The sequence below is a fragment of the Reyranella sp. genome, assembly GCF_965249915.1.
In the GTDB taxonomy this organism is placed as follows: Bacteria; Pseudomonadota; Alphaproteobacteria; order Reyranellales; family Reyranellaceae; genus Reyranella.
This window is the reverse complement of the sequence record NZ_OZ252257.1, coordinates 1,089,388-1,112,778: the sequence shown is the minus strand read 5'-3', so window position 1 is coordinate 1,112,778 and position 23,391 is coordinate 1,089,388. Positions and strand designations below refer to the sequence as shown.

The 23,391-nt window shown below is 66.6% G+C and carries 24 protein-coding genes; 9 read left to right on the top strand and 15 right to left on the bottom strand.

Annotated features, from left to right (window positions below):
- Positions 1 to 57 precede the first annotated feature (57 nt).
- Positions 58 to 621, bottom strand: a complete 564-nt coding sequence (locus ACP15H_RS05580) for a TIGR02444 family protein (protein ID WP_425065218.1) — start codon at positions 619 to 621, stop codon at positions 58 to 60.
- A gap of 94 nt (positions 622 to 715) precedes the next feature.
- Between ACP15H_RS05580 and ACP15H_RS05575 the strand changes: the two genes are divergently transcribed.
- The 3 genes from ACP15H_RS05575 to ACP15H_RS05565 are packed head-to-tail and all read left to right on the top strand — an operon-like array spanning position 716 to position 2,581.
- Complete coding sequence (locus ACP15H_RS05575; RefSeq protein WP_425065217.1) at positions 716 to 940, top strand: YdcH family protein; 225 nt, start codon at positions 716 to 718, stop codon at positions 938 to 940.
- A 7-nt stretch (positions 941 to 947) separates the two neighbouring features.
- On the top strand, positions 948 to 1,478 hold the full coding sequence (gene purE, locus ACP15H_RS05570; RefSeq protein WP_425065216.1) for a 5-(carboxyamino)imidazole ribonucleotide mutase: 531 nt from the start codon (positions 948 to 950) through the stop codon (positions 1,476 to 1,478).
- Positions 1,478 to 2,581 carry a 5-(carboxyamino)imidazole ribonucleotide synthase gene (locus ACP15H_RS05565; RefSeq protein ID WP_425065215.1) on the top strand — a complete coding sequence of 368 codons (1,104 nt, stop codon included), beginning with the start codon at positions 1,478 to 1,480 and terminating at the stop codon, positions 2,579 to 2,581. Before purE ends, ACP15H_RS05565 begins: the two co-directional genes overlap by 1 nt.
- On the opposite strand, the gene ACP15H_RS05560 is transcribed toward ACP15H_RS05565, so the two are convergent.
- On the bottom strand, positions 2,526 to 3,188 hold the full coding sequence (locus tag ACP15H_RS05560; protein WP_425065214.1) for a COQ9 family protein: 663 nt from the start codon (positions 3,186 to 3,188) through the stop codon (positions 2,526 to 2,528). The two genes, ACP15H_RS05565 and ACP15H_RS05560, sit on opposite strands and share 56 nt — an antisense overlap.
- A 124-nt stretch (positions 3,189 to 3,312) precedes the next feature.
- On the opposite strand from ACP15H_RS05560, the gene rpsU reads away from it, so the two are divergent.
- Complete coding sequence (gene rpsU, locus ACP15H_RS05555; RefSeq protein WP_020696578.1) at positions 3,313 to 3,516, top strand: 30S ribosomal protein S21; 204 nt, start codon at positions 3,313 to 3,315, stop codon at positions 3,514 to 3,516.
- A 58-nt stretch (positions 3,517 to 3,574) separates the two neighbouring features.
- Here rpsU and ACP15H_RS05550 read toward each other — a convergent pair whose 3' ends face one another.
- From ACP15H_RS05550 to ACP15H_RS05525, 6 genes are all read right to left on the bottom strand, one after another.
- A complete protein-coding gene (locus tag ACP15H_RS05550) occupies positions 3,575 to 3,919 on the bottom strand; it encodes a hypothetical protein (protein ID WP_425065213.1) in 345 nt (114 codons plus the stop codon).
- A 48-nt stretch (positions 3,920 to 3,967) separates the two neighbouring features.
- Positions 3,968 to 4,588 carry an HAD family hydrolase gene (locus tag ACP15H_RS05545; RefSeq protein WP_425065212.1) on the bottom strand — a complete coding sequence of 207 codons (621 nt, stop codon included), beginning with the start codon at positions 4,586 to 4,588 and terminating at the stop codon, positions 3,968 to 3,970.
- An 8-nt stretch (positions 4,589 to 4,596) separates the two neighbouring features.
- Entirely contained in the window at positions 4,597 to 5,853 is a 1,257-nt protein-coding gene (locus ACP15H_RS05540; protein ID WP_425065211.1) for a hypothetical protein, read from the bottom strand.
- A 112-nt stretch (positions 5,854 to 5,965) separates the two neighbouring features.
- Positions 5,966 to 7,375 carry an NAD(P)(+) transhydrogenase (Re/Si-specific) subunit beta gene (locus ACP15H_RS05535; protein WP_425065210.1) on the bottom strand — a complete coding sequence of 470 codons (1,410 nt, stop codon included), beginning with the start codon at positions 7,373 to 7,375 and terminating at the stop codon, positions 5,966 to 5,968.
- Positions 7,376 to 7,391: 16 nt separating this feature from the next.
- Positions 7,392 to 7,814: an NAD(P) transhydrogenase subunit alpha gene (locus tag ACP15H_RS05530; protein ID WP_425065209.1), complete on the bottom strand. Its 423-nt coding sequence runs from the start codon at positions 7,812 to 7,814 to the stop codon at positions 7,392 to 7,394.
- Positions 7,815 to 7,824: 10 nt separating this feature from the next.
- Positions 7,825 to 8,973 carry a Re/Si-specific NAD(P)(+) transhydrogenase subunit alpha gene (locus tag ACP15H_RS05525; protein ID WP_425065208.1) on the bottom strand — a complete coding sequence of 383 codons (1,149 nt, stop codon included), beginning with the start codon at positions 8,971 to 8,973 and terminating at the stop codon, positions 7,825 to 7,827.
- A gap of 157 nt (positions 8,974 to 9,130) precedes the next feature.
- On the opposite strand from ACP15H_RS05525, the gene ACP15H_RS05520 reads away from it, so the two are divergent.
- Positions 9,131 to 10,135: a 2-hydroxyacid dehydrogenase gene (locus ACP15H_RS05520; RefSeq protein ID WP_425065207.1), complete on the top strand. Its 1,005-nt coding sequence runs from the start codon at positions 9,131 to 9,133 to the stop codon at positions 10,133 to 10,135.
- A gap of 176 nt (positions 10,136 to 10,311) precedes the next feature.
- Here the strand turns inward: ACP15H_RS05520 and ACP15H_RS05515 are convergent, their stop codons facing one another.
- Positions 10,312 to 10,968, bottom strand: coding sequence for a SanA/YdcF family protein (locus ACP15H_RS05515; protein ID WP_425065206.1), 657 nt, complete (start codon positions 10,966 to 10,968; stop codon positions 10,312 to 10,314).
- A gap of 58 nt (positions 10,969 to 11,026) precedes the next feature.
- On the opposite strand from ACP15H_RS05515, the gene ACP15H_RS05510 reads away from it, so the two are divergent.
- Together ACP15H_RS05510 and ACP15H_RS05505 are read left to right on the top strand one after the other, a co-directional pair.
- Positions 11,027 to 12,652, top strand: a complete 1,626-nt coding sequence (locus tag ACP15H_RS05510; protein WP_425065205.1) for a thiamine pyrophosphate-dependent enzyme — start codon at positions 11,027 to 11,029, stop codon at positions 12,650 to 12,652.
- Positions 12,649 to 13,311: an HAD family hydrolase gene (locus ACP15H_RS05505; protein ID WP_425065204.1), complete on the top strand. Its 663-nt coding sequence runs from the start codon at positions 12,649 to 12,651 to the stop codon at positions 13,309 to 13,311. Before ACP15H_RS05510 ends, ACP15H_RS05505 begins: the two co-directional genes overlap by 4 nt.
- On the opposite strand, the gene ACP15H_RS05500 is transcribed toward ACP15H_RS05505, so the two are convergent.
- Entirely contained in the window at positions 13,301 to 13,636 is a 336-nt protein-coding gene (locus ACP15H_RS05500; protein ID WP_425065203.1) for a hypothetical protein, read from the bottom strand. The genes ACP15H_RS05505 and ACP15H_RS05500 overlap by 11 nt on opposite strands.
- Before the next feature lie 266 nt (positions 13,637 to 13,902).
- Between ACP15H_RS05500 and ACP15H_RS05495 the strand changes: the two genes are divergently transcribed.
- Entirely contained in the window at positions 13,903 to 14,181 is a 279-nt protein-coding gene (locus ACP15H_RS05495) for a hypothetical protein (RefSeq protein ID WP_425065202.1), read from the top strand.
- A 270-nt stretch (positions 14,182 to 14,451) separates the two neighbouring features.
- Here the strand turns inward: ACP15H_RS05495 and ACP15H_RS05490 are convergent, their stop codons facing one another.
- The 5 genes from ACP15H_RS05490 to ACP15H_RS05470 form a co-directional block, all read right to left on the bottom strand.
- The gene (locus ACP15H_RS05490) at positions 14,452 to 14,640 is read right to left on the bottom strand and encodes a DUF6726 family protein (RefSeq protein WP_425065201.1); all 189 of its coding nucleotides are present in this window, start codon (positions 14,638 to 14,640) and stop codon (positions 14,452 to 14,454) included.
- Positions 14,641 to 14,678: 38 nt separating this feature from the next.
- Positions 14,679 to 15,593 carry an NAD-dependent epimerase/dehydratase family protein gene (locus ACP15H_RS05485; RefSeq protein WP_425065200.1) on the bottom strand — a complete coding sequence of 305 codons (915 nt, stop codon included), beginning with the start codon at positions 15,591 to 15,593 and terminating at the stop codon, positions 14,679 to 14,681.
- Positions 15,590 to 16,942 carry an ABC1 kinase family protein gene (locus tag ACP15H_RS05480; protein ID WP_425065199.1) on the bottom strand — a complete coding sequence of 451 codons (1,353 nt, stop codon included), beginning with the start codon at positions 16,940 to 16,942 and terminating at the stop codon, positions 15,590 to 15,592. The genes ACP15H_RS05485 and ACP15H_RS05480 overlap by 4 nt, the downstream gene beginning before the upstream one ends.
- 147 nt (positions 16,943 to 17,089) lie before the next feature.
- Entirely contained in the window at positions 17,090 to 18,859 is a 1,770-nt protein-coding gene (locus ACP15H_RS05475) for a M3 family oligoendopeptidase (RefSeq protein ID WP_425065198.1), read from the bottom strand.
- 82 nt (positions 18,860 to 18,941) lie between these two features.
- Positions 18,942 to 19,472 carry an AAA family ATPase gene (locus ACP15H_RS05470; protein WP_425065197.1) on the bottom strand — a complete coding sequence of 177 codons (531 nt, stop codon included), beginning with the start codon at positions 19,470 to 19,472 and terminating at the stop codon, positions 18,942 to 18,944.
- Between the two features lie 327 nt (positions 19,473 to 19,799).
- On the opposite strand from ACP15H_RS05470, the gene ACP15H_RS05465 reads away from it, so the two are divergent.
- Positions 19,800 to 23,300 (top strand): indolepyruvate ferredoxin oxidoreductase family protein, encoded by a 3,501-nt coding sequence (locus ACP15H_RS05465; RefSeq protein ID WP_425065196.1) that lies wholly within the window; start codon positions 19,800 to 19,802, stop codon positions 23,298 to 23,300.
- Positions 23,301 to 23,391 lie beyond the last annotated feature (91 nt).

Sequence of the window (23,391 nt, the reverse complement as noted above, 5' to 3'; positions counted from 1 at the left end):
AACGAACGGTCACACGAAGAATGTGAATAACCCGTCAGCAGTGTTGAACCATCCGGTTCACGCCGCGAGGCCGACGGCCTCCGCGACTTCCGCCGGCGCGAACACGGGAAACGTCGCGCGCATCAGGGCGGCCACCGACCGGCGATCCGCCTCGTCGGGCACGACTCCCAGGCACACCGCATAGACGCCGAGATTTCCGATGGCCGCCCGCAGGCGCTTCTCGGTCGAACGCTCGCGATCGGCAGGTGGCGAATGCAGGCTCGCCAGCTTGAGCTGCTCGGCATGCTCGGCGGCCAGCTCGGCGTCGGCCACGCGCCGGCGGACGGCATCGACGGTCTCGCGCAGCGCGCCGGGCCAGACCTTGTCCTTCAGCCGGCGACGCATCTCGCGCAGCGGCTTCACGACCTCGGACTGCCAGGCCTCGCTCGCGGTCAGGATGGCGCGCAGCCGCTCGGCGGTCAGGGTCGGTCGGCCGGATGCACCGAGCCAGCAACAGAACAGCAGGACATTGACGTCGCAGCCGCGCCGCTCCTGCAGGTCGAGGCAGGCCTCGGCCACGCCATCGCCCGAATAGAGCTCGAGCGAGAAGTTCCAGAATGGGTGGGGGAGAAAATCCGACACGGCTTGTTGGCTTTTGGGTGCTTCCCTTTGGGCGGGCTCCGGGGTACACGGCCGGGAGCGACGTGGCTAGCCTGCCTGGACGAGTGCGCCCTGCATGAATGACTTGACGTCGTCGGATCCGCCGGACGCCCAGACCATCAAGGCCAAGCTTGAGGCCCTGAAGAGCGAGCATCGTTACCTCGACGAGGTGATCGACCGCCTGATCGAGAAGCCGCCGTTCGACCAGCTCCAGCTCCAGCGCCTGAAGAAGCGCAAGCTCGGGCTGAAGGACCAGATCCTGCGGCTGGAAAGCCAGCTCATTCCCGATATCATCGCCTGAGAGAGTCATGGCCAAGAAAACCACCAAGCGCCCGGCTGCAAAGCCGGTGGTCGGCGTCATCATGGGCAGCCAGTCCGACTGGTCGACCATGCGTCATGCCGCCGAGACGCTCAAGGCGCTGGGCGTCCCCTTCGAGGCGCGCATCATTTCGGCCCACCGGACTCCCAAGCGCATGATGGACTACGCCTCGAGCGCAAAAGCCCGGGGCCTGAAGGTCATCATCGCCGGTGCCGGCGGTGCGGCCCACCTTCCCGGCATGACCGCTGCCATGACACCGCTCCCCGTCCTGGGCGTCCCGGTCGAAAGCGCCGCCCTCAAGGGCCAGGACAGTCTTCTTTCCATTGTCCAGATGCCGGCCGGCATTCCCGTCGGGACCTTGGCGATCGGACGCGCCGGATCCATCAATGCGGCCCTTCTGGCGGCCTCGATCGTCAGTCTTGGCGACGCCAAGATCATGGCGGCACTGGAAGCCTGGCGCACACGGCAGTCGCTGGCCGTCGCCAAGATCCCGACCGACGACGCCCCGGCCCATCGCTGATGCCGGCCTTCCGACCTCTGCCGCCGGGATCGACCATCGGCATCCTGGGGGGCGGCCAGTTGGGCCGCATGACGGCCCTGGCCGCCGCGCGCCTGGGCTATCCGTGCATCGTCTACGCCCCCGACGACCATCCGGTCGCCGCCCAGGTCTGCGCCGGGCATGTCCGCGGGGCCTATGACGACGCCGAGGCCCTCGCCCGCTTCGCCGCGCAGGTCGACGTCGTCACCTACGAATTCGAGAACGTGCCCGAGGGCGCCGTCCTCGAATGCGAGAAGCTGAAGCCGGTCCGGCCGGGCGTGAAGCCCATCCACTTTGCCCAGCACCGGCTCCGCGAGAAGGACTTCCTGCGCAAGCTCGGGATCGGCACGGCCGACTATCAGCCCATCCGCTCCGAGGCCGACATTGCGGCGGCCACCGCCCTGCCCGGCATCCTGAAGACCTGCACCGAGGGCTATGACGGCAAGGGCCAGGCGCGCGTCGCCGACCGGGCCGAACTCTCAGCCGCCTGGGCCAGGCTCGGCCGGCGGGAATGCATCCTCGAGGCGATGGTCGATTTCGAATGCGAGATCTCCGCCATCGTGGCCCGCGGCCCGGACGGCACCACGCGCTGCTTCCCCATCGGCATCAACGGCCATCGCGACGGCATCCTGCGCACCACCACCGTGCCCTCGGGCCTGCCGGCGGCGACCCTGGCGACGGCGGAGCGCTTCGGCGTCGGACTCGCTCAGGGCCTAGACCTGGTGGGTCTGGTGGCGCTGGAAATGTTCGTGACCAGGGACGGGCGGGTGCTGGCCAACGAGATGGCGCCGCGGCCGCACAATTCGGGTCACTGGACGATGGACGCCTGCGCCACCAGCCAGTTCGAGCAGCTGGTGCGCGCCATCTGCGGCCTGCCGCTGGGCTCGGTCGAGGTCCTGGCGCCCTCGCGCATGGAGAACCTGATCGGCGACGAGGCCGACGACTGGCTGCGCTATCTGGCGGAGCCGACGGCGCGGCTCCATCTCTACGGCAAGGCGGAGGCCCGCCCCGGCCGCAAGATGGGCCATGTCACCTACGTGCTGCCGGCCGTGCCCCCGGCCGCTTCGGGCCGGTCCACGACCTGAGCTGTCCCTTCAGCTTCTCGAACTTCATCACGTCGTCGATGCGGCGATCGAGGAAGGCCCAGGTAGCCTCGGCGCCCGGCGACCGGTCGTTCAGCCAGTAGAGCAAGGTCGAGGAATAGACTCCGGCCAGCGTGGCGCGCTTGGTGTAGAAATTGAAGTCGGTGCTGGTGTCGCCGGCCGCGTACCACATGGCGTCGACCGTCTTGTAGAGCAGCTTCAGCGCCAGCCCGGCATTGAGCGGCAGCGACAGGGTCGACAGCGCCCGCCGTGCCGCCTCGCGCGGACCGGCATGGCGTTCCAGCCGGATGCGGACGGCGCCCTTGATGCGGTCGCGGATCTTGAGGGTCGTGATCCCCTCTTTCTCCATGTCCTCGACCGTGCGCCGGTCCGCCCGCTCGCTGACATAGGTCAGCGCCTGGAGGGGCCCGCCCGGGAACAGCCGGTCGGCCTCGCCCGGCGGCAGGTCGAGCGCCCGGCCGCTGGCGGCCAACGCGGCCCGCGTCCAGCCGTCGAACGCGGCCTCGGCCATGAACTCGTCCGCCAGCCGGTCCCGCCGGGAAGCGTCCGGGTCGATTTCCGGTGAATTCGGGGTGTTTTGCTCGGTCATCTGTGGAATATAGGCCGCAATCGGGGGGTTCCCAAGGGTATCCGCCTGTGATACCTACCCGGCCTCTGGAATTCCGGCCCCGGGTCATCTGTGGGCCAAGCCGCATTGGAAGGAAGCGATCGAAGTGCAGGTTCTCGTTCGTGAAAACAACGTCGATCAGGCGCTGCGCGTCCTGAAGAAGAAGATGCAGCGCGAGGGCATCTTCCGCGAGATGAAGCTCCGCCGCAACTACGAGAAGCCGTCCGAGCGCCGCGCCCGTGAGCGCGCCGAGGCCATCCGCCGTACGCGCAAGCTGATGCGCAAGCGCATGGAGCGCGAGGGCTACTAGTCCTCCCCTCCTCGCACGAGACGACAACCCCCGGCATCCCCGGGGGTTTTTGTTTGGTTTAAGGCCCGCAGCGACGATAGCCAGCCGTTGGTCCGCCCATGCCCCACCCCAGGCCATAGAACGCCAGAGTGTCCGACGGCTCGAAATATTGGACGTGCGCGACCTCCCCCTGGGCGGTCCAGCGAAACGTCGGAAAACCGCTGACTTCGTGTCTGTAGAAGACAATCGCCGATGGTTTGCCCTCGCCCATCGTCACCGTCGTTGGTGTGACGGCCATCCGCTCCGACGGAAGCGAGCATTTCCCGTCCTTCGCCCATGTCCCCAGCATCGCCTGAGGCGCGGGATCGGCGGCAGCCTGCGAGGAGGCCGTGACAACAGCGATCAAGGCAAAGGCCCGGCGCATCGTATTTCTGCGTTTGATCTCACCGATTCTACTCCAGTTCAGTCTGCTTTATCCGAGCAATTGCAGAAGGGCAGCTTCGAGTTCCGCCACGTCGGTCACCACTGCATCAGGCGTCTCCATCTCCGAGCGCGGCCGCTGACGTCGCCAGCGGCCGGAGCGGAACTGGATGGTCGCCATGCCGGCCACTTTGGCGGGGGCGATGTCGGCATCGATCCGGTCACCGACCAGGATGCATTCGGCCGGGGGGACGTCGTGATCGCGCGTGAACAGCTCCGCGATCCCCGCCCGCTCCAGGCGCTCCCAGCGCGGTTCCCGCGCGCCCAGCACCAGACCGCGCGCCTTGAGACGCTTCAGCAGGCCCTCGATCTCGGGCCGTATCTGGAAGGCATCGAGTTGCCCCGTCATGGCCTCGACGCGCCGCGCCACGCGCGACACCGTCGTGGGCTCGCCGCCGCACAGTGTCTCGATCATGTGGTGCACGACATCGTGGGCGAAGGCGGCCACCGCCTGCTCGGACGCCTCTTCGACCATCGCCGAATCGACGCGGATGCCCTCCATGCCGCACGCCGCCGCGATGGCGCCGTCGAGCGCCATCTCCCAGGCGAACTCCAGATCGACCGCGCCCCCGATGTCGAAGATGACAGCGCGATAGGTCGAACGTATGGGCATGACTAGTTTCAACATCTTGCTGCACCGCTACTCGTGAAGCGGTCCTCGAATCGCCTCGAAGTGATAGCCCAAAGGCAATTCCATCTCTCCTGATCCTGGCGATGCGCCAAAACCGGATCCTCAGGCCTGCCGTTGCGCCACTTTCCTTCGAAGCGCCGACCATCGCTCGTCACGAAGACGCCTGTGCCGTCAGGAACGCCATCGGCCCAGTTGCCTTCGAACTGTCCTTGCGGTCCCCGGGCGATGTTTTTGCCCGTGAGCTGTTTTCGATACCAGCGCTCTTCCAGGCGGTAGCCACCTGGCGCCGTCAGGACGCCTCTCGTCCAATCTCCCCTGTCCCATTTGCCGCTGTATCGCTGACCGCCGGAATATGTCGCCACTCCCTCACGCAGTTCGCCATCCTTCCAGATGCCTTCATACCGGGTTCCGGATTCGCTTAATTCCCCGTTCCCCGTGATTCGGCCTCCTTCCATGTGCCCCGAATAACGCACCGTCAGGCGGCCATCGCGAAACCATTCGAGAACACCCAAACCTTGAGCGCGGCCATCGACGCACGGTCCCGTCCACGTGACGGTCGTCGTTTTCGCGCGTCTCCACTCCCTGCCACCGTACCGATTGCGCACTTCGCAATTCTCGGCCGCTTCGACCCAGCGCGGCGGACTGAGAAGGGCGAAGGGTGCGGTAAAAAGGGCAACGAGCAGTACCAAGCCTATCGCGAACGGCGCTCGCCCCGGCAAACGAGCGAACATGGGAGTGTAGCTCGCTTCGGGCGATGGATCGGGATTGGCGATCCCCCACCGGCGGATCGACTCGTTGACAGCCAGCAGCACCTGCTCCGGCTCCATGTCGAGGCCGGTGGACGCGAGCGGATAATATTTGGGGCGCAGTCCGGTGTCCGGCCCCAGCCATGCTGGTTTGCCGGCATTCAGCCGTGCGTAAAAGGATCGAGGATCGACCAGTTCCAAGGCAATTATCGGCACGCTCACCCGTTGACCGCCCTCCAGCGCAGCATGAGCCCCTTTGATATCGGACCACAGGATGAGATCGGGAGAGCGCCCCCGGTAGGCCGTGATCCCCTTGTCGGAGATCTGGATCGCAAAAGGCACCGGCCGGATCAGATTCCTGACGGCGAGACAAAGACCCAACGCGCCCATCGCGACGACAATGAAGCCGTAGACATAGGCCGCCACCGGGTGCGTCGGGACGAACGAATGCCACAGCCACCAGCCAAGTGCCGCGAACCCGATGGCCATCGCGATGGCCATCGTCCCGCTCACGAACCGCGAGCCGAACGGCATCTTCTGATGAATGGTTATTGTCTCGGACGGGGAAGGCTTGGCCCCTTCCCCCGGCGTTACGGCGGCTTGCGCCGGTTCGCTAATGCGCGGAGCCCTCGAGCGACTTCACGATGTTCTCGCACATCACCTTGGCGTCGGCGAAGAGCATCATGGTGTTGTCGCGGAAGAACAGTTCGTTGTCGACGCCGGCATAGCCCGACGACATGCCGCGCTTCACGAACAGCACGGTCTGCGCCTTCTCGACGTCGAGGATCGGCATGCCGTAGATCGCGCTCTTGGGGTCGGTCTTAGCGGCCGGGTTGGTGACGTCGTTGGCGCCGATCACGAAGGCCACGTCGGTCGAGGCGAAGTCGCGGTTGATATCGTCGAGCTCGAAGACCTCGTCGTAGGGCACGTTGGCCTCGGCCAGCAGCACGTTCATGTGGCCGGGCATGCGGCCGGCCACCGGATGGATGGCGTAGCGCACCTGCACGCCTTCCTTCTTCAGGAGGTCGGCCATCTCGCGCAGCGCGTGCTGGGCCTGCGCCACCGCCATGCCGTAGCCGGGCACGATGATGACCGACTGCGCATTCTTCATCAGGAAGGCCGCATCCTCGGCCGAACCCGCCTTGACCGGCTTGTCGTTCTTCACCGCCGGCCCGCCGGCCGCCGCGCTGTCGGTGCCGAAGCCGCCCAGGATCACGTTGAAGATCGAGCGGTTCATGCCCTTGCACATGATGTAGCTCAGGATCGCGCCCGAGGAGCCGACCAGCGCGCCGGTGACGATCAGCGCGGTGTTGCCCAGGGTGAAGCCGATGCCCGCGGCCGCCCATCCCGAGTAGGAGTTGAGCATCGACACCACGACCGGCATGTCGGCGCCGCCGATCGGCAGGATCAGCAGGAAGCCCAGCGCCAGCGACAGCACGACCAGCAGGACGAAGGTCGAGGTGTGGCCGCGCATGGCGAACCAGACCAGCAGCACGACCAGCGCGATGCCCAGCAGTGCATTCAGCGGATGCTGGCCCTTGAAGATCAGCGGCGACCCCGAAACCAGGCCCTGCAGCTTGGCGAAGGCCACGACCGAGCCGGTGAAGGTGATGGCGCCGATGGCGGTGCCCAGCCCCATCTCGATCAGGCTCTGCGCCTTGATCTTGCCGGGCAGGCCGATCCCGAAGGCCTCGGGGGAGAGGAACGCGGCGGCGGCCACGAAGACCGCGGCGAGACCGACGAGCGAATGGAAGGCCGCCACCAGCTGCGGCAAGGCGGTCATCTGGATGCGCAGCGCCACGAAAGTGCCGATCGCACCGCCGATCACCAGGCCGGCCAGGATCAGCCAGGGCGAGAGGACGCCGGGCGACAGGACGGTGACGCCGATGGCGACCACCATGCCGACGATGCCGAACAGGTTGCCCTGCCGCGAGGTCGTGGGCGAGGACAGGCCGCGCAACGCCATGATGAAGCAGATGGCGGCAATCAGATAGCCGTAGGCGGCCAGTTCCTGGGTGAACATCCCTTGCTCCCGCCGACTACTTCTTTACCGGTTTCTTCTTGAACATCGACAGCATGCGGTGCGTGACGATGAACCCGCCGAAGATGTTCACCGCGGCCAGCGCCACGGCGATGAAACCGAAGAGCTGCGCCGCGCCCAGCCCCTTGAGGCCCGCCGCAAGCAGCGCGCCCACGATGATCACGGACGAAACGGCGTTGGTGACGGCCATCAGCGGCGAATGCAGCGCCGGCGTCACCCGCCAGACCACGTAGTAGCCCACGAAGCAGGACAACGCGAAGATGGTCAGCAGGGCCACGAACGGCATGTGGCCGTCGGGGATGGCGACCGGGCCCGCCGCCGCGGCGTCGGTGATCTGCTGCGCCAGCGCCTTGAGCTGGGCGGCGACGTCCTGCGCCTGGGTCGCGAGCTTGGAGGCCTCGCCTGCGATCTTGTCGTCCATGGAGCCGCTCCTAAGCCTGGGTCAGCGAGGGATGCACGATCTGCCCGTCGCGGGTGACCAGCGTGCCCTTCACGACCTCGTCCTCGAGGTTGATCGTGAGCGCCTTGGTCTCCTTGTCGACCATCGGCGTGATGAAGTTCAGCAGGTTGCGCGAGAACAGCGCCGAGGCGTCGGTCGCCAGCTCGCCCGGCAGGTTGGCCGGACCGACGATCTTCACACCGTACTTCTCGACCACCTTGCCGAACTCCGACAGCGGGCAGTTGCCCCCCTGCTCGACCGCCATGTCGACGATCACCGAGCCGGGCTTCATGGTCCTGACCATCTCCTCGGTCACCAGCACCGGGGCCTTGCGGCCGGGGATCAGCGCCGTGGTGATCACGATGTCCTGCAGCTTGATATGGTCGGCGACGAGCGCGGCCTGCTTGGCCTGGTACTCGGCGCTCATCTGCTTGGCGTAGCCGCCCGCGGTCTCGGCCGCCTTGAATTCCTCGTCCTCGACGGCCACGAACTTGGCGCCGAGCGACTGGACCTGCTCCTTGGTGGCCGGGCGCACGTCGGTGGCGGTGACGACGGAGCCGAGGCGGCGGGCCGTGGCGATCGCCTGCAGGCCGGCGACGCCCACCCCCATGATGAAGCTGCGCGACGGCGCCAGGGTGCCGCCCGGCGTCATCATCTGCGGGAAGATGCGGCCGTAGTTGTTCGCGGCCACCAGCACGGCCTTGTAGCCCGCCAGGTTGGCCTGCGACGACAGAATGTCCATCGACTGTGCACGCGTGATGCGCGGGATCAGCTCGAGTGCGAAAGACGTGACGCCGCGCGAGGCGAGCGCCTGCACCAGCTCCTTGTTGGTCAGCGCCCCGAGCGGCGCCATCAGCGTCTGGCCCTGCCGCAGCAGGCCGAGCTCGTCGAGCCCTTCCTCCGCCGTCATCGGACGCTGGATCTTGAAGACGATGTCGCCCGCGGCGAGGGCCGAGGCCGCGTCCGGCACGATCGTCGCCCCGGCTTCGCTGTAGGCCTGATCGGTGTAGGCGGCGACCGTTCCGGCGCCTGCCTCGATCGTGATCTCCGCGCCCAGCGCCTTCAGCTTCTTGACGGTCTCGGGAGTGGCGGCCACACGGGTTTCGTGGGCTCTGCGTTCTTTGATGACAGCGATTTTCATGGGGCGATTTTCATGGAGCGCTTCAGATCCGTTAGAACGCGGCGGGACGCTTCGTGCGCTGCACCTTGCACAGCGATCCGTTCTTTGCCAAGCCGGTTTTTCGCCGCGTGGACGCCTCCCGCTTACCTGCTTGCTCGCCACATGCTACGGCTCGACCATGGCTGACCAACCGCACATCCTGACCGGCTTTCATTTCACAAAGGCGACGCTCGCCTCGTTCAGTGAGCGCTGCAAGATCATCGGGCACATGGACAATCCCACGCCCACCGTCGCCGACATCCCGCCCGGCACCGCCGCTAGGGTCCAGGCGATCGTCAGCACCGGCAGCGTCGGTCTCTCGGACGCGATGATGGCGGCCCTGCCGAGACTCTCCCTGTTCTGCTGCTACGGCACGGGCTACGAGCGGGTCGATCTCGAAGCGGCGCGGCGGCGCAACATCATGGTCACGCACGGCGCCGACGCCAACGCGCCCGACGTGGCCGAACTCGCGGTCGGCATTCTCCTCGCCTCGACCCGCCGCCTGGTGCGCGCCGACAAGATGATCCGTCGCGGCGAGTGGAAACAGCGCATTCCCAACCGCTTCGGCGCCATCGCCGGCCTGACCGGCGGCAGGGTGGGCATCCTGGGCCTGGGGGCCATCGGCCTGGAGGTCGCCCGGCGTCTCAAGGGGTTCGATGTCGAGATCGGCTACTGCAACCGCAGCAGGCGCAGCGACGTCGACTTCCCGTATTTCCCGAACGTGATGGCGCTCGCCACCTGGTGCGACTACCTGATCGTCTGCCTGCGCTCGGATGCCTCCAACCGGCACATCATCAATGCCGAGGTGCTGAAGGCGCTGGGGCCGCGCGGCCATGTGGTCAACATCTCGCGCGGCTGGGCGGTCGACGAGGCGGCCCTGGCCGAGGCGCTGCGCAACGACGTCATCGAAGGTGCGGCGCTCGACGTGTTCGACGAGGAGCCCTACACCGGCACCGAGCTTCTGGAACTCGACAAGCTCGTGATGACGCCGCATTTCGGCGGCGGCACGCAACACGCCCAGCGCCGCATGACCGACCTCGTCTGCCGCAACCTCGACAACCATTTCGCAGGAAAGCCGGTGGTTTCCCCGGTGCCCGAGCTGCGCGACTGGGCCAACTCGAAGGACGCGCCAAAGCCGCGCTAGCGCGTCTAGGTGCCGTTGCCCTACAGCCTCATCCTAGGAGGCCCGAAGGGCCGTCTCGGAGGATGGGCAACAGGCAAGGTGCGCGTTCCCCCCTTCGAGACGCATCGCTGCGCGATGCTCTTCAGGGTGAGGTCGTTTCTCGACGTCAAGCATGGTTGCTTCACTGTCGTAGGACATCAATTCGGCGGATCTCTGCCGATGTCGATGCGCGCGCCCGTGTATTTCGGCGGTGTGTCGAACCAGACGTCGACATAGGCGCGCAGGGCCGACGGATAGCGCCGCAGCTCGGTCATGAGGCTGTAGGCCCGCGTCACGTCCTGCGCCTCGAAGCCCCAGGCCTCGATGCCCTGCTCGCGCGCGAGGAAGATCGCGCGGGAGAGGTGGAAGCGCTGGGACACGATGATCATGCGCGTCTGGCCGAAGACCGATTCCGCCCGCAGGATCGAGTCCAGGGTGCGGAAGCCCGCGAAGTCGCGATAGATCGCCTCGGCCGGCACGCCGCGGTTGATCAAGCCCTCGCGCATCGCCGTCGGCTCGTCATAGTCGGGACGGCTGTTGTCGCCGCTCACCAGCAGGTACTTCACCTTGCCGGCCTTGTAGAGCGCGGCCGCGGCATCGAGCCTGTAGACGAAGTAGCGGTTGGGCCCGCCCTCCGGACCGATCGGCGCGGCCCCCAGCACGAGCGCCACCGGCACGTCGGGCAGCCTCGCCGGATCGTCGGTGATGTACGCTGCGGCCAGGGTTTCGAGGCGGCGCTCGGCAGCCCATGACAGCAGAGAGATCAGGAGGGCCATCGCGCCGAGCGCGAGCACCGCGTACAACATCAACCGCATGTCATCGCCTTGATCACACTCCCGACATCCGATCGTCACCCTCCGCAGAGAGCCAAGCATGCCCCGCCTCAGCACCGCCGAAGCCACGGTCGAAACCCTCCTGCTGCACGGTCTCGACACGGTCTATGCCCTGCCCGGCCTGCACCAGGATCCGCTGTTCGACGCCTTCTATCATGCTTCGGACCGGCTGCGGGTCATCCATCCGCGCCATGAGCAGACGGCGGCCTACATGGCGCTGGGCGCGGCGCTGGCGACCGGCAAGCCGCAGGCCTTCGGGGTCGTGCCCGGTCCCGGCCTGCTCAATGCCGGCGCCGCTTTGCTCACGGCCTATGGCATGAACGCGCCGGTGGTGGGCCTGATCGGCCAGATCCCGCAGGCCGACATCGACAAGGGCCACGGCCACCTGCACGAGATCCACGATCAGCTGGGCCTGATGCGCCACATCACCAAATGGGCCGAGCGCATCCGCAGCCCGCAGGAGGCGCCGACCCTGGTGAGCCAGGCGATCTGGCACGCCACCTCGGGCCGGCCGCGCCCGGTCGCGCTGGAATGCGCCCTCGATACCTGGGCCAGGCGCAGCGAGGTGGTGATCCCCGACGCGCCGCTGCCCCTGCCGCCCGAGACGATCGACGACGAGGCCATCGAGACGGCGGCAAGGATACTCGGTCAGGCCGAGCGCCCGATCATCGTGCTGGGCGGTGGCGCCATGGATGCGTCCGCGGAGATCATCAGGCTGGCCGAGATGCTCGAGGCGCCGGTCAGCTCCTACCGCCGCGGCCGCGGCATCGTCCCCTCCTCGCACCGGCTCGCCGTCGACATGCCGATCGGCCATCGCCTGTGGAAGGACGCCGACGCCGTGCTGGCGGTCGGCACCCGCTTCTTCATCCAGAACGGCAATTGGGGCATCGATGACAGGCTGAAGGTGGTGCGGGTCGATATCGATCCCGACGAGCCCGAGCGTTTCCGCAAGCCCGATGCCGCGCTGGTCGGCGACGCCGCCCCGCAGCTTCGGGCGCTGATCGCCGCCCTCGCCCGCCACAATCGCAAGCGCCCCTCGCGCGCCGAGGAGCTGAACGGCCATCGCGCCTGGTTCGCAGGCCGGCTGTCGAAGCTCGAACCGCAGCTCTCCTTCCTGAAGGCGATTCGCAACGCGCTGCCCGAGGACGGCATCTTCGTCGACGAGGTCTCGCAGATGGGCTTTGCCTCGCGCGTGGCGCTGCCCATCGAGAAGCCGCGCACGTTCCTGTCGCCCGGCTACCAGGACAATCTCGGCTGGGGATTCGGCACGGCGCTGGGCGCGAAAGCCGCGATGCCCGACCGCAAGGTGCTGGCGATCGCCGGCGACGGCGGCTTCATGTACCAGGTGGGCGAGCTGGCGACCGCCGCCCGGCACAACATCGCGGTGGTTGTCGTGGTGTTCGACAACGGCGCCTTCGGCAACGTGAAGCGCATCCAGCAGGAGCGCTACGGCAACCGCCTGATCGCCTCGGACCTGCAGAATCCGGATTTCGGCAAGCTGGCCGATTCCTTCGGCATCGCCTCGTTCAAGGCGTTGGACGCGCGACAGTTGGAAGACGCCCTCCACAAGGCGTTCGCGCTGAATGCCCCCGCCCTCGTCTGGGTCCCGCACGGCGACGTGCCCAGTCCCTGGGACCTCATCATGATGCCGAAAGTACGAGGATGATGAAGCTTCCACGACGCCCGCAGGCCGTCATCTTCGATATGGACGGCCTGATCTTCGATACGGAGGCCCTCCATGAAGAAGCGTCGGGCATGGCTGCCCGCGATCTCTCCCATGCGATGACGCCCGAGTTGTTCCGCAGCTTGATAGGCCTCACGGGACCCGACGGTCGGGCACGTGTTCGTCACCATTTCGGTCCGGATTTTCCACTCGACGCCTTCTTCGAACGGTGGGGTGTTCATTTCCATGCGTTGGCAGAGACACGACTGAGACTGAAACCGGGTGTGAATGAAATTCTCGACTTGCTCGACGAACTGGACCTGCCGCGTGCGATAGCGACATCGTCATCACACACCACCGTGAACCACCATCTTGCACAGCATGGACTGGGCGGGCGGTTTCAGGAGATCGTGGCTCGCGGAGACTATCGGAACGGGAAACCCGCGCCCGACCCGTATCTCACTGCCGCCGCGCGACTGGGCGTCCTCCCGAGCGCATGCCTTGCACTGGAAGATTCCCACAACGGTGTAAAATCTGCCGCGGCGGCGGGTACGATGACAGTGATGGTTCCGGACTTGCTCAGCGCAACCCAGGACATGAAAGCCCTCTGCGTCCTGGTCGCCTCCGACCTTCACACGGTTTGCCGGCTTCTCAGTCGATAGCGTCGGCGGTATCGTCGAGCGCATAGGCGACGGCGCCGCATCCGGAGAGCGCCCCCGCCCTCGCGAAGAGGATGGCGGCGGAACGATCTTTCTGGAGGTCGAAGTGCGCATGACGAACAACGCGTGCGCCTTCGCTGCGAACGCAAGCCAGGTGGTGGGACCAGTCGCGTTCGTGCGGCCAACAGAGATAACGTCCAAGCTGAGCTCGCCTGCCGTGCTTCCTGGCGGCGGCCAAGCGCCCGATGCGATTGTTCCAGAAGCTCGAGCCGGCGCGGAAATGGATCCTGGCGGTGAAGCTGTCAGCGGACCAACCCGCGGCGGCCACCCGCGAACTGGCGCGTAGGCCTCAATCAGAAACAGTTACTGCCAGTTTCGATTAAACAGATACATCCTCTCGCAAGACCCGAAAGAACGACACGCCCATTTCATTGCGCTTGGGCGTCAGCAGCACCAACTTCAAGCCATGATGCTCGCTCCTGTTCCTGGCCCCTCCATGCCCGCCGTCGTCTTCCGATGTAGACCGCGCGGCATGCGCAAACCGAAATCCAGCCACATCCCGTCCAGGTAACTCCCAGACCATCCAATACTCCGATGGAGATCATCATGCAGACCACCCAACACTACTCTCCGGCGCCTCTTCGAGAATTCCCCGTTCCAGCGATTCACGAAGAAGCACGGCATCGTGCCGACCCCGCGCCTGCCAGCTTCCAGCCGGCGCAAGGCAGCGAATCCACCTGGTGGGTCTACCCTGTGGACGGCAGCAAACATCCGGTCCTTTTCGCTGGCAGCCTCCAGGACATGGTCGCGCATATCAACAGCGAGCACCTGGCAACCGGCATTCAGCATGCCGCGCGCGAGACCGCGCAATAGCTGCACCGCTGTTCGCACTCCCGATCTGATCGAAGCGCGAGCTCGTCGGCGCTTCGATATCCGAGGGTGAAAATCCAAGACGCCTGCCGCCCCGGAGGGCGGTGGGCGCGTCGGACCGTCCGCGCGTGGCGGACCTGGCCGAGCTGGGTCAGGTCGGCTGCCGTTGCCGGCATGATGACGATCAGGGTGCCCGACCTTCTCGACGCAACCGATGAAACGCACAACTCTGCGGTCTGGTCGTGCCCGGTCTGCGCGCCATTCGCGGTCTCGTCAGTCGATCGCGTCGGCGGTCTTGTCGAGCGGGTAGGCCACTACGTCGCCCGCTACGGGCACGACCTTTGCCGTGGCGCTGGTCACGCGGACGGGCAAGGCCACCGCGCCACAGCCGGACAGGGCGACGGCGACGGTCAAAAGCACCGCAGCGCTCACGAATCGCTTGGGAGAGAGAATGCGGGTCATCATTCCCATGAAACGCCCGAGAGCCGCATTTGTTGCCGCTACCGCAGGCCCGCGAGGATCTCGGCGAAGCCCGTGCGGCAGGTGAAACCCAGTACCCGGGTGGCCTTTCCAGCGTCGTAGACACGGTCGATCGTGTCGAACATCGTCCAGCCGCGCTTTTCGTAGAGCGCGCGATACTCGGGAAAGAGGCGCGCCACGACCGCGGGCGCATCGGCGATCAGGTCGCGGCAATCCTCGCGGCGGAACGGCGTCGGCGCCGAGACGATGAAGGTATCGAAGCCGATCTCCTTCGCCCTGGCCAGCGCCACGACATGGGCCTCGGCCGCATCCTCGACGCTGAGACGGCGGAACAGGAACTCGTTCGCCTTGGTGTTCTCGCCCGACTGCTTGATCGCATGCGCCATGTCGTCCTCCTCGGGGAAGAAGCGCGAGGTGCGCAGGACCAGGACCGGCAGCTTGTGCAGGTGATTGAACAGTCTGCACAGCTCTTCCGCCGCCAGCTTGGTCACGCCGTAGATGTTGCGCGGCTTGAGCGGCGTCATCGTCTCGTCGATCCACACCGCCGCCTTCGCCCCGCCCGCCTTCCCGTCGCGGATCTCCTGCGAGATCATCAGCGAGGTCGTCGAGGTGAAGACGAAGCGGTCGACGGGCGAGCCCGGCGCCACCGCCTCCTCCAGCAGGTTCAGCGTGCCCTGCACATTGACGGCAACGAACTCGGAATTGTCGTGGGTCTCGATGTGCGGCTTGTGGCGCGCGGCGGCATGCACGATGGCGGTGATGCCTTCGTCGCGCACGACGCGCCGGACCAGCGCACGGTCGACCACGGAACCCACCACGCTCGTCGTGGCGCTCGGTTCAGGATCGAGGCCCACCACCTTGTGCCCGTCGCGCGCGAGCCGGGGCACCAGGGTCTGGCCGAGCCAGCCCGAGGAGCCGGTCACCAGGACGTTCACGGCGGGCTCGCGTCCTCGAGTCCGGCCTCTTTCAGCGCGAGGCTCTGCCGCTCTGTCAGCGCATCGACGTCGAAGCCGTCGATCATCCCTTCGAAGAGCTGGTGCCAGTTGATCGAGGCGCGGAGATGGATGAACACCGAGCCGAGGCCGATGGCGGCGCGGTCCATGAACACGAACTCGCGCGGCGGCCGCACGCCGCCCATCTTGCGCAGCTCGCCGAACACGTTCTGCGCCATCTCGCGCCCGTAGCCGTCGGCCATGCCCTCGGTGAGGCGCCGCGGACGGTCGTCCATCAGCGGCCCGTAGAGGAACGCGGCCCAGCGGTTGAGGATCGCGATCATCTCCTTGCTGAGGCCGGTAAAACCCCAATCCTCGTAGGCCGCGACGGCGCGCGCCTCGTCGTCGGTCATCAGCGCGCGATAGAGCTCGATCGAGCCGCGCACGAAGCGCGGCGGGAAGATGCGGATGCAGCCGAAGTCCATCAGGTTCACCGAACCGTCAGGCCTCACCGAATAGTTGCCGAGATGCGGATCGCCGTGGATGGCGCCGTAGAAATAGAACGGCACGTACCAGGCGCGGAACATGGCGATGGCCAGCGCATCGCGCTCTTCCTGCGAACGGGTCTTCCAGTTGAGCAGCGGCTCGCCGTTGAGCCAGTCCATCGTGAGCAGCCGCCCGGTCGAATGGGAGGCGACGACGCCCGCCACATGGACCTGGGGCTCGTCGCGCAGCATGTGGCGGTAGAGCGCCGCGTGCCGGGCCTCGCGGCGATAGTCGAGTTCCTCGCGCAGCCGGCTGGTGATCTCGGCGTAGATTTCGTCGGTGCGGATCGCCGGATCGACGCGATGGCCGATCGCGAACACGAGCTTGAGCTGGTTGAGGTCGGCCTCCAGCGCCGAGGACATGTCGGGATATTGCAGCTTGGCCGCGACCTCGCGCCCGTCCAGCAGCGTCGCGCGATGGACCTGGCCCAGCGAGGCGGCAAACGACGCCTCCTTGTCGAAGCGGGCGAACTTGGCCTGCCAGTCGGGCCCGAGTTCGGCGGCCATGCGGCGGCGCACGAAGGCCCAGCCCATGGCCGGCGCGTTGGCCTGCAACTGCGCCAGCTCGCGGGCATATTCCGGCGGCAGCGCATCGGGAATGGTGGCGAGCAGCTGCGCCGCCTTCATCAGCGGGCCCTTCAGCCCGCCCAGCGCCGCCTTCAGCTCGCCGGCATGCTTGTCGCGGTCGAGGTTGAAGCCGAGATAGCGCTGCCCCGCCAGCTTGACCGCCAGCCCGCCGACCGACGTGCCGACCCGGGCATAGCGCCCGAGCCGCCCGCCGAAGGAATCGCCTTCGTCAGAGGCCATGATGCTTACAAAATCACCTCACCCTGAGGAGCGGCCCGGAGGGTCGCGTCTCGAAGGGTGGGCAAAGATAGGGGTGCGCGTTCCCATGCTTCGAGACGGCCGCGATGCGGCCTCCTCAGCATGAGGTCTTTTGGTGCCGAAGCCACGTCAGAGCCTCTCGAGTTCATCGATGAACCCCGAGATGACCTCGAGGCCCTTGTCCCAGAAGGCGGGATCCGAGGCGTCGAGGCCGAACGGCGCCAGCAGCTCCTTGTGACGCTTCACGCCGCCCGAGCGCAGCATGTCGAGATACTTCTCCTGGAAGCCGTCGGGCTTGGCCTGATAGGCGGCATAGAGCGAGTTCACCAGGCAGTCGCCGAACGCATAGGCGTAGACGTAGAACGGCGAGTGGATGAAGTGGCCGATATACGACCAGTAGTATTTGTACTCGTCGTCGAAGGTGAAGGCCGGGCCGAGGCTCTCCTTCTGCACCGCCATCCAGATCTCGCCGATCGCATCAGGGGTCAGCTCGCCCTCGCGGCGCGCCATGTGGATGCGGGACTCGAAATCGTAGAACGCGATCTGGCGCACCACGGTGTTCAGCATGTCCTCGACCTTGCCGGCCAGCATCGCCTTGCGCGTCGCCTTGTCGGGCGCGGTCTTCAGAAGCGACTGGAAGGTCAGCATCTCGCCGAACACCGACGCGGTTTCGGCCAGCGTCAGCGGCGTGTCGGCCATCAGCGGGCCCTGCTTGGCCGCCAGCACCTGGTGCACGCCATGGCCCAGCTCGTGGGCGAGCGTCATCACGTCCCGCACCTTCCCCTGGTAGTTCAGCAGGAGATAGGGATGCGCCGACGGCACCGTCGGATGGGCGAAGGCGCCCGGCGACTTGCCCGGCCGCGCCGGCGCGTCGATCCAGCCGGTGCCGAAGAATTTCCGACCGACATCGGCCAGCTCCGGCGAGAAGGCATTGTAGGCATCGAGCACGATCTTCTCGGCCTCCGGCCAGGGGATCGTGCGGTCGTCATGCTCGGGCAGCGGCGCATTGCGATCCCAGTAGGGCATCGTCTCGACGCCGAACCATTTGGCCTTCAGCTTGTAATAGCGGTGCGAAAGCTTCGGGTAGGCCGCCTTCACCGAGGCCGCGAGCGCGTCGACCACCTCGTCCTCGACCACGTTGGCCAGGTTGCGGAACGATTGCGGGCGGGCGTACTTGCGCCACCGGTCGTCGATCTCCTTGTCCTTGATCAGCGTGTTGGTGACGAGCGAGAAGATCGCGATATTGTCGCCCTGCACTTTGCCGAACGACTTGGCGGCTTCCTTGCGCACCGCGGCGTCCTTGTTCGACAGCTTGTCGAGGATCTGCGGCTCGCTCAGCATCTCGTTGCCGAACGGATAGCGCAGCCGCGCGATCGTCTCGTCGAACAGGCGCGACCAGGCGCTGCTGCCGACCACCGACTGGTCGTGCTGGAACTTCTCAAGCTCGTCGGAGAGCTGGTGCGGGCGGAACAGGCGCGCATCGCGCAGCCACGGCCCGTACTTGGCCAGTTCCGGCGCCTTCAGCTTCTCGGCAAGATCGGCATCCTCGATCTTGTTGATCTCCAGCCGGAAGAACAGGAGCTTCGAGCCGATGTCGTTCAGCTTCTCGGAAATGTCCTGGGAAAAGCGGTTGCGCTCCGGATCGGACAGGTCCTGGGCGGAATAGAGCTGGGCGTAGGAGCCGATCCGGCCCAGCAGGTCGCTCATCGCCTCCAGGCGCACGATCGCCCCGCCCAGCGCCCTGCCGTCGAGCCCGACGATCCTGCCCTCGTAATCCTTGGCGAAGGCCTCCGCCTCAACGGCGGCGCGCTTCAGGTCGGCAGCGAGGTCCGTCCCGCTCGGGCTCGAATAGAGGTCGGCCAAATTCCAGGTCGGCAGATCGCCCAGCACAACGTTCATTCACCACTCCTTGCGTCACCCGGGATATGGGGCGCGATCCGCTGCGTTCCTAGAGGGCCCACCTCGTGCCCAGGGGGAAGCACTAGAAAGTGCGCCGGATTGCTGCCACCCGCTCTAGCACGCTTCCCGGCTCGACGGGCACCAGCTCGAAGCCGTGCGCCCGATAGGTCCGCTCGTGAACCGCCTCGAAGCGCCGTGCGTCTTCCAGCCCGATCCGCCGCGCCGCCGTGGCCTCGATGAAGCCCATCAACCGCACGAAGAAGACGCGGCGGTCGTAGAAGACCGCGCGCTTCAGCTCCTCGATTTCCTTACGCAGCAGATCGGAGGGCGGATGGCCGAGAAACGCGGCCAGCGCCTCGGTGCAAAAGGCCGACCGGTCATGGAACTGCGTCTCGCCCGACGCCGCCAGCCGTCTCTGCCGCTGCAGCGCCGCGATCCGGTCGATGAAACCCGGATCGGTCCAGGGTTCGGCGATGCCCTTCGCCTGGTCGAGCGCAATGACGTCGGTCGCCGCCTCCTCGACCACGGCGAAACCGTCCGCCTCGAGCTGCCGCACCACCGCCGTCTTCCCCGCCCCCGGCGCCCCGGTGAGGATGAACCTGCCTTTGCTCATGCTGTCTCCCTTGTCGCGTGTGGGGTCTAAGGTCCCTCGCTTACGTTCGGGATGACGCCGTTTGCCTGATCGGCGCACCGCGCCCATCCGAGCAAGATTGTCATCGCGGGCGGGATACCCCCGCCCTGGAACGCAGTGCAGGACCTCTCGCGACGCCGCGGACGCTTACAACATTTCACGTAAACGAGACGCCGTGAAACGCCGCCCCCGGTCCGCCCGGCAAAGGCGGATGTAAAACGTCGTTTTTTCGCGCCGGCGACGTTCCGCATTGCCTGCCGCGTGCAAACGTCGCTACCGTGCCCATATTGAAATGTCAGGGAGGTTGCCATGCCCCTCGCGGTAACCCTAGACGACAAGTACGTTCTCGAACGCGGACGCGTATATCTGACCGGCACTCAGGCGCTGGTGCGCCTGCCCATGATGCAGCGCCAGCGCGACCTCGCCGCGGGCCTGAACACCGGCGGCTACATTTCCGGCTATCGCGGCTCGCCGCTGGGCGGCTTCGACCAGGCCCTGTGGCAGGCCAAGAAGTTCATCAAGAAGAGCCATATCGAGTTCCAGCCCGGGACCAACGAGGACCTGGCCGCCACCGCCCTGTGGGGCACCCAGCAGATCCACCTCTATCCCGGCGCGCGCTACGACGGCGTGTTCGGCATGTGGTACGGCAAGGGCCCCGGCGTCGACCGCTCGGGCGACGTGTTCAAGCACGCCAACTATGCCGGCACCTCGAAGCATGGCGGCGTCGTGGCCCTCGCGGGCGACGACCACATGGCGAAATCCTCGACCGTCGCCCACCAGAGCGAGCCCGCCTTCATGTCGGCCGGCATGCCGGTCATCCACCCGGCCGGCGTCCAGGAATATCTCGACTGGGGCCTGCACGCCTTCGCGATGTCGCGCTATTCGGGCCTGTGGGTCGCCTTCAAGGTGCTCAGCGAGACGGTCGACAGCTCCGCCTCGGTCTACATCGACCCGCACCGGGTCGAGATCCACACCCCCACCGATTTCGTGCTGCCGCCCGACGGCGTGCACATCCGCTGGCCCGACGACTGGCTGGGCCAGGAGCGTCGCGTCGTCACCGTCAAGCAGCCGGCCGCGCTGGCCTACTGGCGCGCCAACAAGCTCGACCGGCTGATGCTGGGCCGGCCCGACGCCCGCTTCGGCATCGTCACCGTCGGCAAATCCTATCTCGACGTGCGCCAGGCGCTGGACGAGTTGGGGATCGAGGACGAAGAGGCCGAGCGCCTGGGCCTCGCCATCTACAAGGTCGGCATGGTCTGGCCGCTGGAGACCGAGGGCGCCATCGCCTTCGCCGCCGGCAAGCGCGAGATCCTCGTCATCGAGGAGAAGCGCAACCTGATCGAGCAGCAGCTCAAGGAGGCGCTGTTCAACGCCCCGGCCGACCGCCGCCCCGTCGTGGTCGGCAAGACCGACGAGCGCGGCCAGATGCTGCTCAAGACCGACGGCGAGCTCACGCCCTTCGAGATCGCCTCGGCCATCGTCGCCCGCTTCGGCCTCGATTCGTTCAGCAGCCGCACGAAGGAGCGCTTCGAGGCGCTGAAGCGCCGTGCCGGCCGCCAGGTGCGCAACGAGGCCGGCCTCGCCCGCGTCCCCTATTTCTGCTCCGGCTGCCCGCACAACAGCTCGACCAAGGTGCCCGACGGCTCGATGGCGATGGCCGGCATCGGCTGCCATACGCTGGCCATCGGCATGGAGCGCAACACCAAGACCTTCACCCACATGGGCGCCGAGGGCGTGCCGTGGGTCGGCGCCAGCCACTTCACCGACATGCCGCACGTCTTCCAGAACCTGGGCGACGGCACCTACTTCCATTCCGGCTATCTCGCGATCCGTCACGCGGTCGCGACCAACACCACCATCACCTACAAGATCCTCTACAACGACGCCGTCGCCATGACCGGCGGCCAGCCGCACGACGGCAACGTCCATCCCTGGACGATCAGCCAGCAGGTTTATGCCGAGGGCGTCCGCCGCATCGCGCTGGTGAGCGACGAGCCGGACAAGTACCCGCTCGGCACCGAATGGGCGCCGCACGTCACCTTCCACCACCGCGACCAGCTCGACGAGGTCCAGCGCGAGCTGCGCGAGGTCAAGGGCGTCTCGGTCCTCATCTACGACCAGACCTGCGCCGCCGAGAAGCGCCGCCGCCGCAAGCGCGGCACCTTCCCCGATCCCAACAAGCGCCTCTTCATCAACGAGGCGGTGTGCGAGGGCTGCGGCGACTGCTCCGTGAAGTCGAACTGCCTCTCGGTCGTGCCGGTCGAGACCGAATTTGGCCGCAAGCGCGCCATCGACCAGTCGTCCTGCAACAAGGACTTCTCCTGCCAGAACGGCTTCTGCCCGTCCTTCGTGAGCGTCGAGGGCGGCACGCTGAAGAAGGGCAAGGCGGTGACCGCGAAGAAGACCGACGGCGCCGCCGCGCCGGAGCCGGAGATGCCGGCCGCGCCGACGCTGCCGTCGGTCGAGGACAAGCCCTACGGCGTCCTCATCACCGGCATCGGCGGCACCGGTGTCGTCACCATCGGCGCCATCATGGGCATGGCCGCCCATATCGAGGGCAAGGGCGCGACCGTGCTCGACCAGCTCGGCATGGCGCAGAAGGGCGGCGCGGTGATCAGCCATGTCCGTATCGGCGCCACGCCTGAGGCGCTGCACGCCGTGCGCCTGGCCGCCGGCGGCGCCAACGTGCTGCTGGGTTGCGACCTGGTCGTCAGCGCCAGCCCCAACGCGCTGGCAGCCCTGGAGCCCGGCGTCTCGCGCGCCGTCGTCAACACGCACGAGACCATCACCGGCGAGTTCACGCGCCATCCCGACCTCGCCTTCCCGGCCAACACGTTGAAGCTTTCGGTCGAGGCCGCGGCCGGCGCCGACGGAGTCGACTTCCTCGACGCCACCGGCATCGCCACCGCGCTGATGGGCGATTCGATCGCCACCAACATGTTCGTGCTGGGCTACGCCTACCAGAAGGGCCTGATCCCCCTCGCCCACGAAACCATCGAGCGCGCCATCGAACTGAACGGCGCTGCCGTGCCGATGAACCTGGCGGCCTTCCGCTGGGGCCGCCGCGCCGCCGCCGACCGCGCCGCCGTCGAAAAGCTGGTGGCGCCCAAGACGACCAAGGCCAACGTCGTGGCCTTCACGCGCAGCCAGCCCAAGACGCTCGACGAGATCGTGGCCTCGCGCACGAAGCACCTGACCGGCTACCAGAACGCAGCCCTTGCCCAGCGCTACAAGGCGCTGGTCGACAAGGTGCGCGCCACTGAACAGAAGATCGGCCAGACCGGTCTCGCCGAGGCCGTCGCGCTCTATTACGCGAAGCTCCTGTCCTACAAGGACGAGTACGAGGTTGCCCGCCTCTACAGCGAGGCCGCCTTCCAGGCCGGCCTCAGCCGGCAGTTCGACGGCGACTACAAGCTCAAGTTCCACCTCGCCCCGCCGCTCTTCTCCAGCCGCGACCCGCAGACCGGCCAGCTCATCAAGCAGGAGTTCGGCGCCTGGATGCTCCCGGCCTTCCGCATGCTGGCGAAGCTCAAGGGCCTGCGCGGCACCAGGTTCGACGTGTTCGGCTACACCGAGGAACGCAAGACCGAGCGCCGCCTGATCGCCGAGTACGAGGCGCTGATCGACGAACTGCTGGTGAGCTTATCCGCGCAGAACCACCCGCTCGCGATCAAGCTCGCCTCCATCCCCGACGACATCCGCGGCTACGGCCACGTGAAGGACGCGCACCTGGAGAAGGCCAAGAAGAAGGAAGCCGACCTGCTCCACCAGTGGCGCAATCCGGAGGCGATGAAGGCGGCTGCGGAGTAACTAAACTGTGCTTATCTTCCCCTTTAAACTAAACGTTTAAAGAGAGCAGCCAAGAGGAAGCTATAAGCCAAAACTATTAGTATCAATTTTA

Bases quoted from the DNA above. Each gene is read 5' to 3' on its own strand.
- ACP15H_RS05540 (WP_425065211.1), bottom strand. From the start codon at position 5,853: ATGGCCATCGCGATGGCCATCGGGTTCGCGGCACTTGGCTGGTGGCTG.
- ACP15H_RS05475 (WP_425065198.1), bottom strand. From the start codon at position 18,859: ATGAACGTTGTGCTGGGCGATCTGCCGACCTGGAATTTGGCCGACCTC.
- ACP15H_RS05495 (WP_425065202.1), top strand. From the start codon at position 13,903: ATGGAGATCATCATGCAGACCACCCAACACTACTCTCCGGCGCCTCTT.
- ACP15H_RS05525 (WP_425065208.1), bottom strand. From the start codon at position 8,973: ATGAAAATCGCTGTCATCAAAGAACGCAGAGCCCACGAAACCCGTGTG.
- ACP15H_RS05530 (WP_425065209.1), bottom strand. From the start codon at position 7,814: ATGGACGACAAGATCGCAGGCGAGGCCTCCAAGCTCGCGACCCAGGCG.
- ACP15H_RS05470 (WP_425065197.1), bottom strand. From the start codon at position 19,472: ATGAGCAAAGGCAGGTTCATCCTCACCGGGGCGCCGGGGGCGGGGAAG.
- ACP15H_RS05480 (WP_425065199.1), bottom strand. From the start codon at position 16,942: ATGGCCTCTGACGAAGGCGATTCCTTCGGCGGGCGGCTCGGGCGCTAT.
- ACP15H_RS05490 (WP_425065201.1), bottom strand. From the start codon at position 14,640: ATGACCCGCATTCTCTCTCCCAAGCGATTCGTGAGCGCTGCGGTGCTT.
- ACP15H_RS05560 (WP_425065214.1), bottom strand. From the start codon at position 3,188: ATGACCGAGCAAAACACCCCGAATTCACCGGAAATCGACCCGGACGCT.
- ACP15H_RS05545 (WP_425065212.1), bottom strand. From the start codon at position 4,588: ATGCCCATACGTTCGACCTATCGCGCTGTCATCTTCGACATCGGGGGC.
- ACP15H_RS05515 (WP_425065206.1), bottom strand. From the start codon at position 10,968: ATGCGGTTGATGTTGTACGCGGTGCTCGCGCTCGGCGCGATGGCCCTC.
- ACP15H_RS05575 (WP_425065217.1), top strand. From the start codon at position 716: ATGAATGACTTGACGTCGTCGGATCCGCCGGACGCCCAGACCATCAAG.
- ACP15H_RS05505 (WP_425065204.1), top strand. From the start codon at position 12,649: ATGATGAAGCTTCCACGACGCCCGCAGGCCGTCATCTTCGATATGGAC.
- ACP15H_RS05565 (WP_425065215.1), top strand. From the start codon at position 1,478: ATGCCGGCCTTCCGACCTCTGCCGCCGGGATCGACCATCGGCATCCTG.
- purE (WP_425065216.1), top strand. From the start codon at position 948: ATGGCCAAGAAAACCACCAAGCGCCCGGCTGCAAAGCCGGTGGTCGGC.
- ACP15H_RS05510 (WP_425065205.1), top strand. From the start codon at position 11,027: ATGCCCCGCCTCAGCACCGCCGAAGCCACGGTCGAAACCCTCCTGCTG.
- ACP15H_RS05520 (WP_425065207.1), top strand. From the start codon at position 9,131: ATGGCTGACCAACCGCACATCCTGACCGGCTTTCATTTCACAAAGGCG.
- ACP15H_RS05465 (WP_425065196.1), top strand. From the start codon at position 19,800: ATGCCCCTCGCGGTAACCCTAGACGACAAGTACGTTCTCGAACGCGGA.
- ACP15H_RS05535 (WP_425065210.1), bottom strand. From the start codon at position 7,375: ATGTTCACCCAGGAACTGGCCGCCTACGGCTATCTGATTGCCGCCATC.
- ACP15H_RS05550 (WP_425065213.1), bottom strand. From the start codon at position 3,919: ATGCGCCGGGCCTTTGCCTTGATCGCTGTTGTCACGGCCTCCTCGCAG.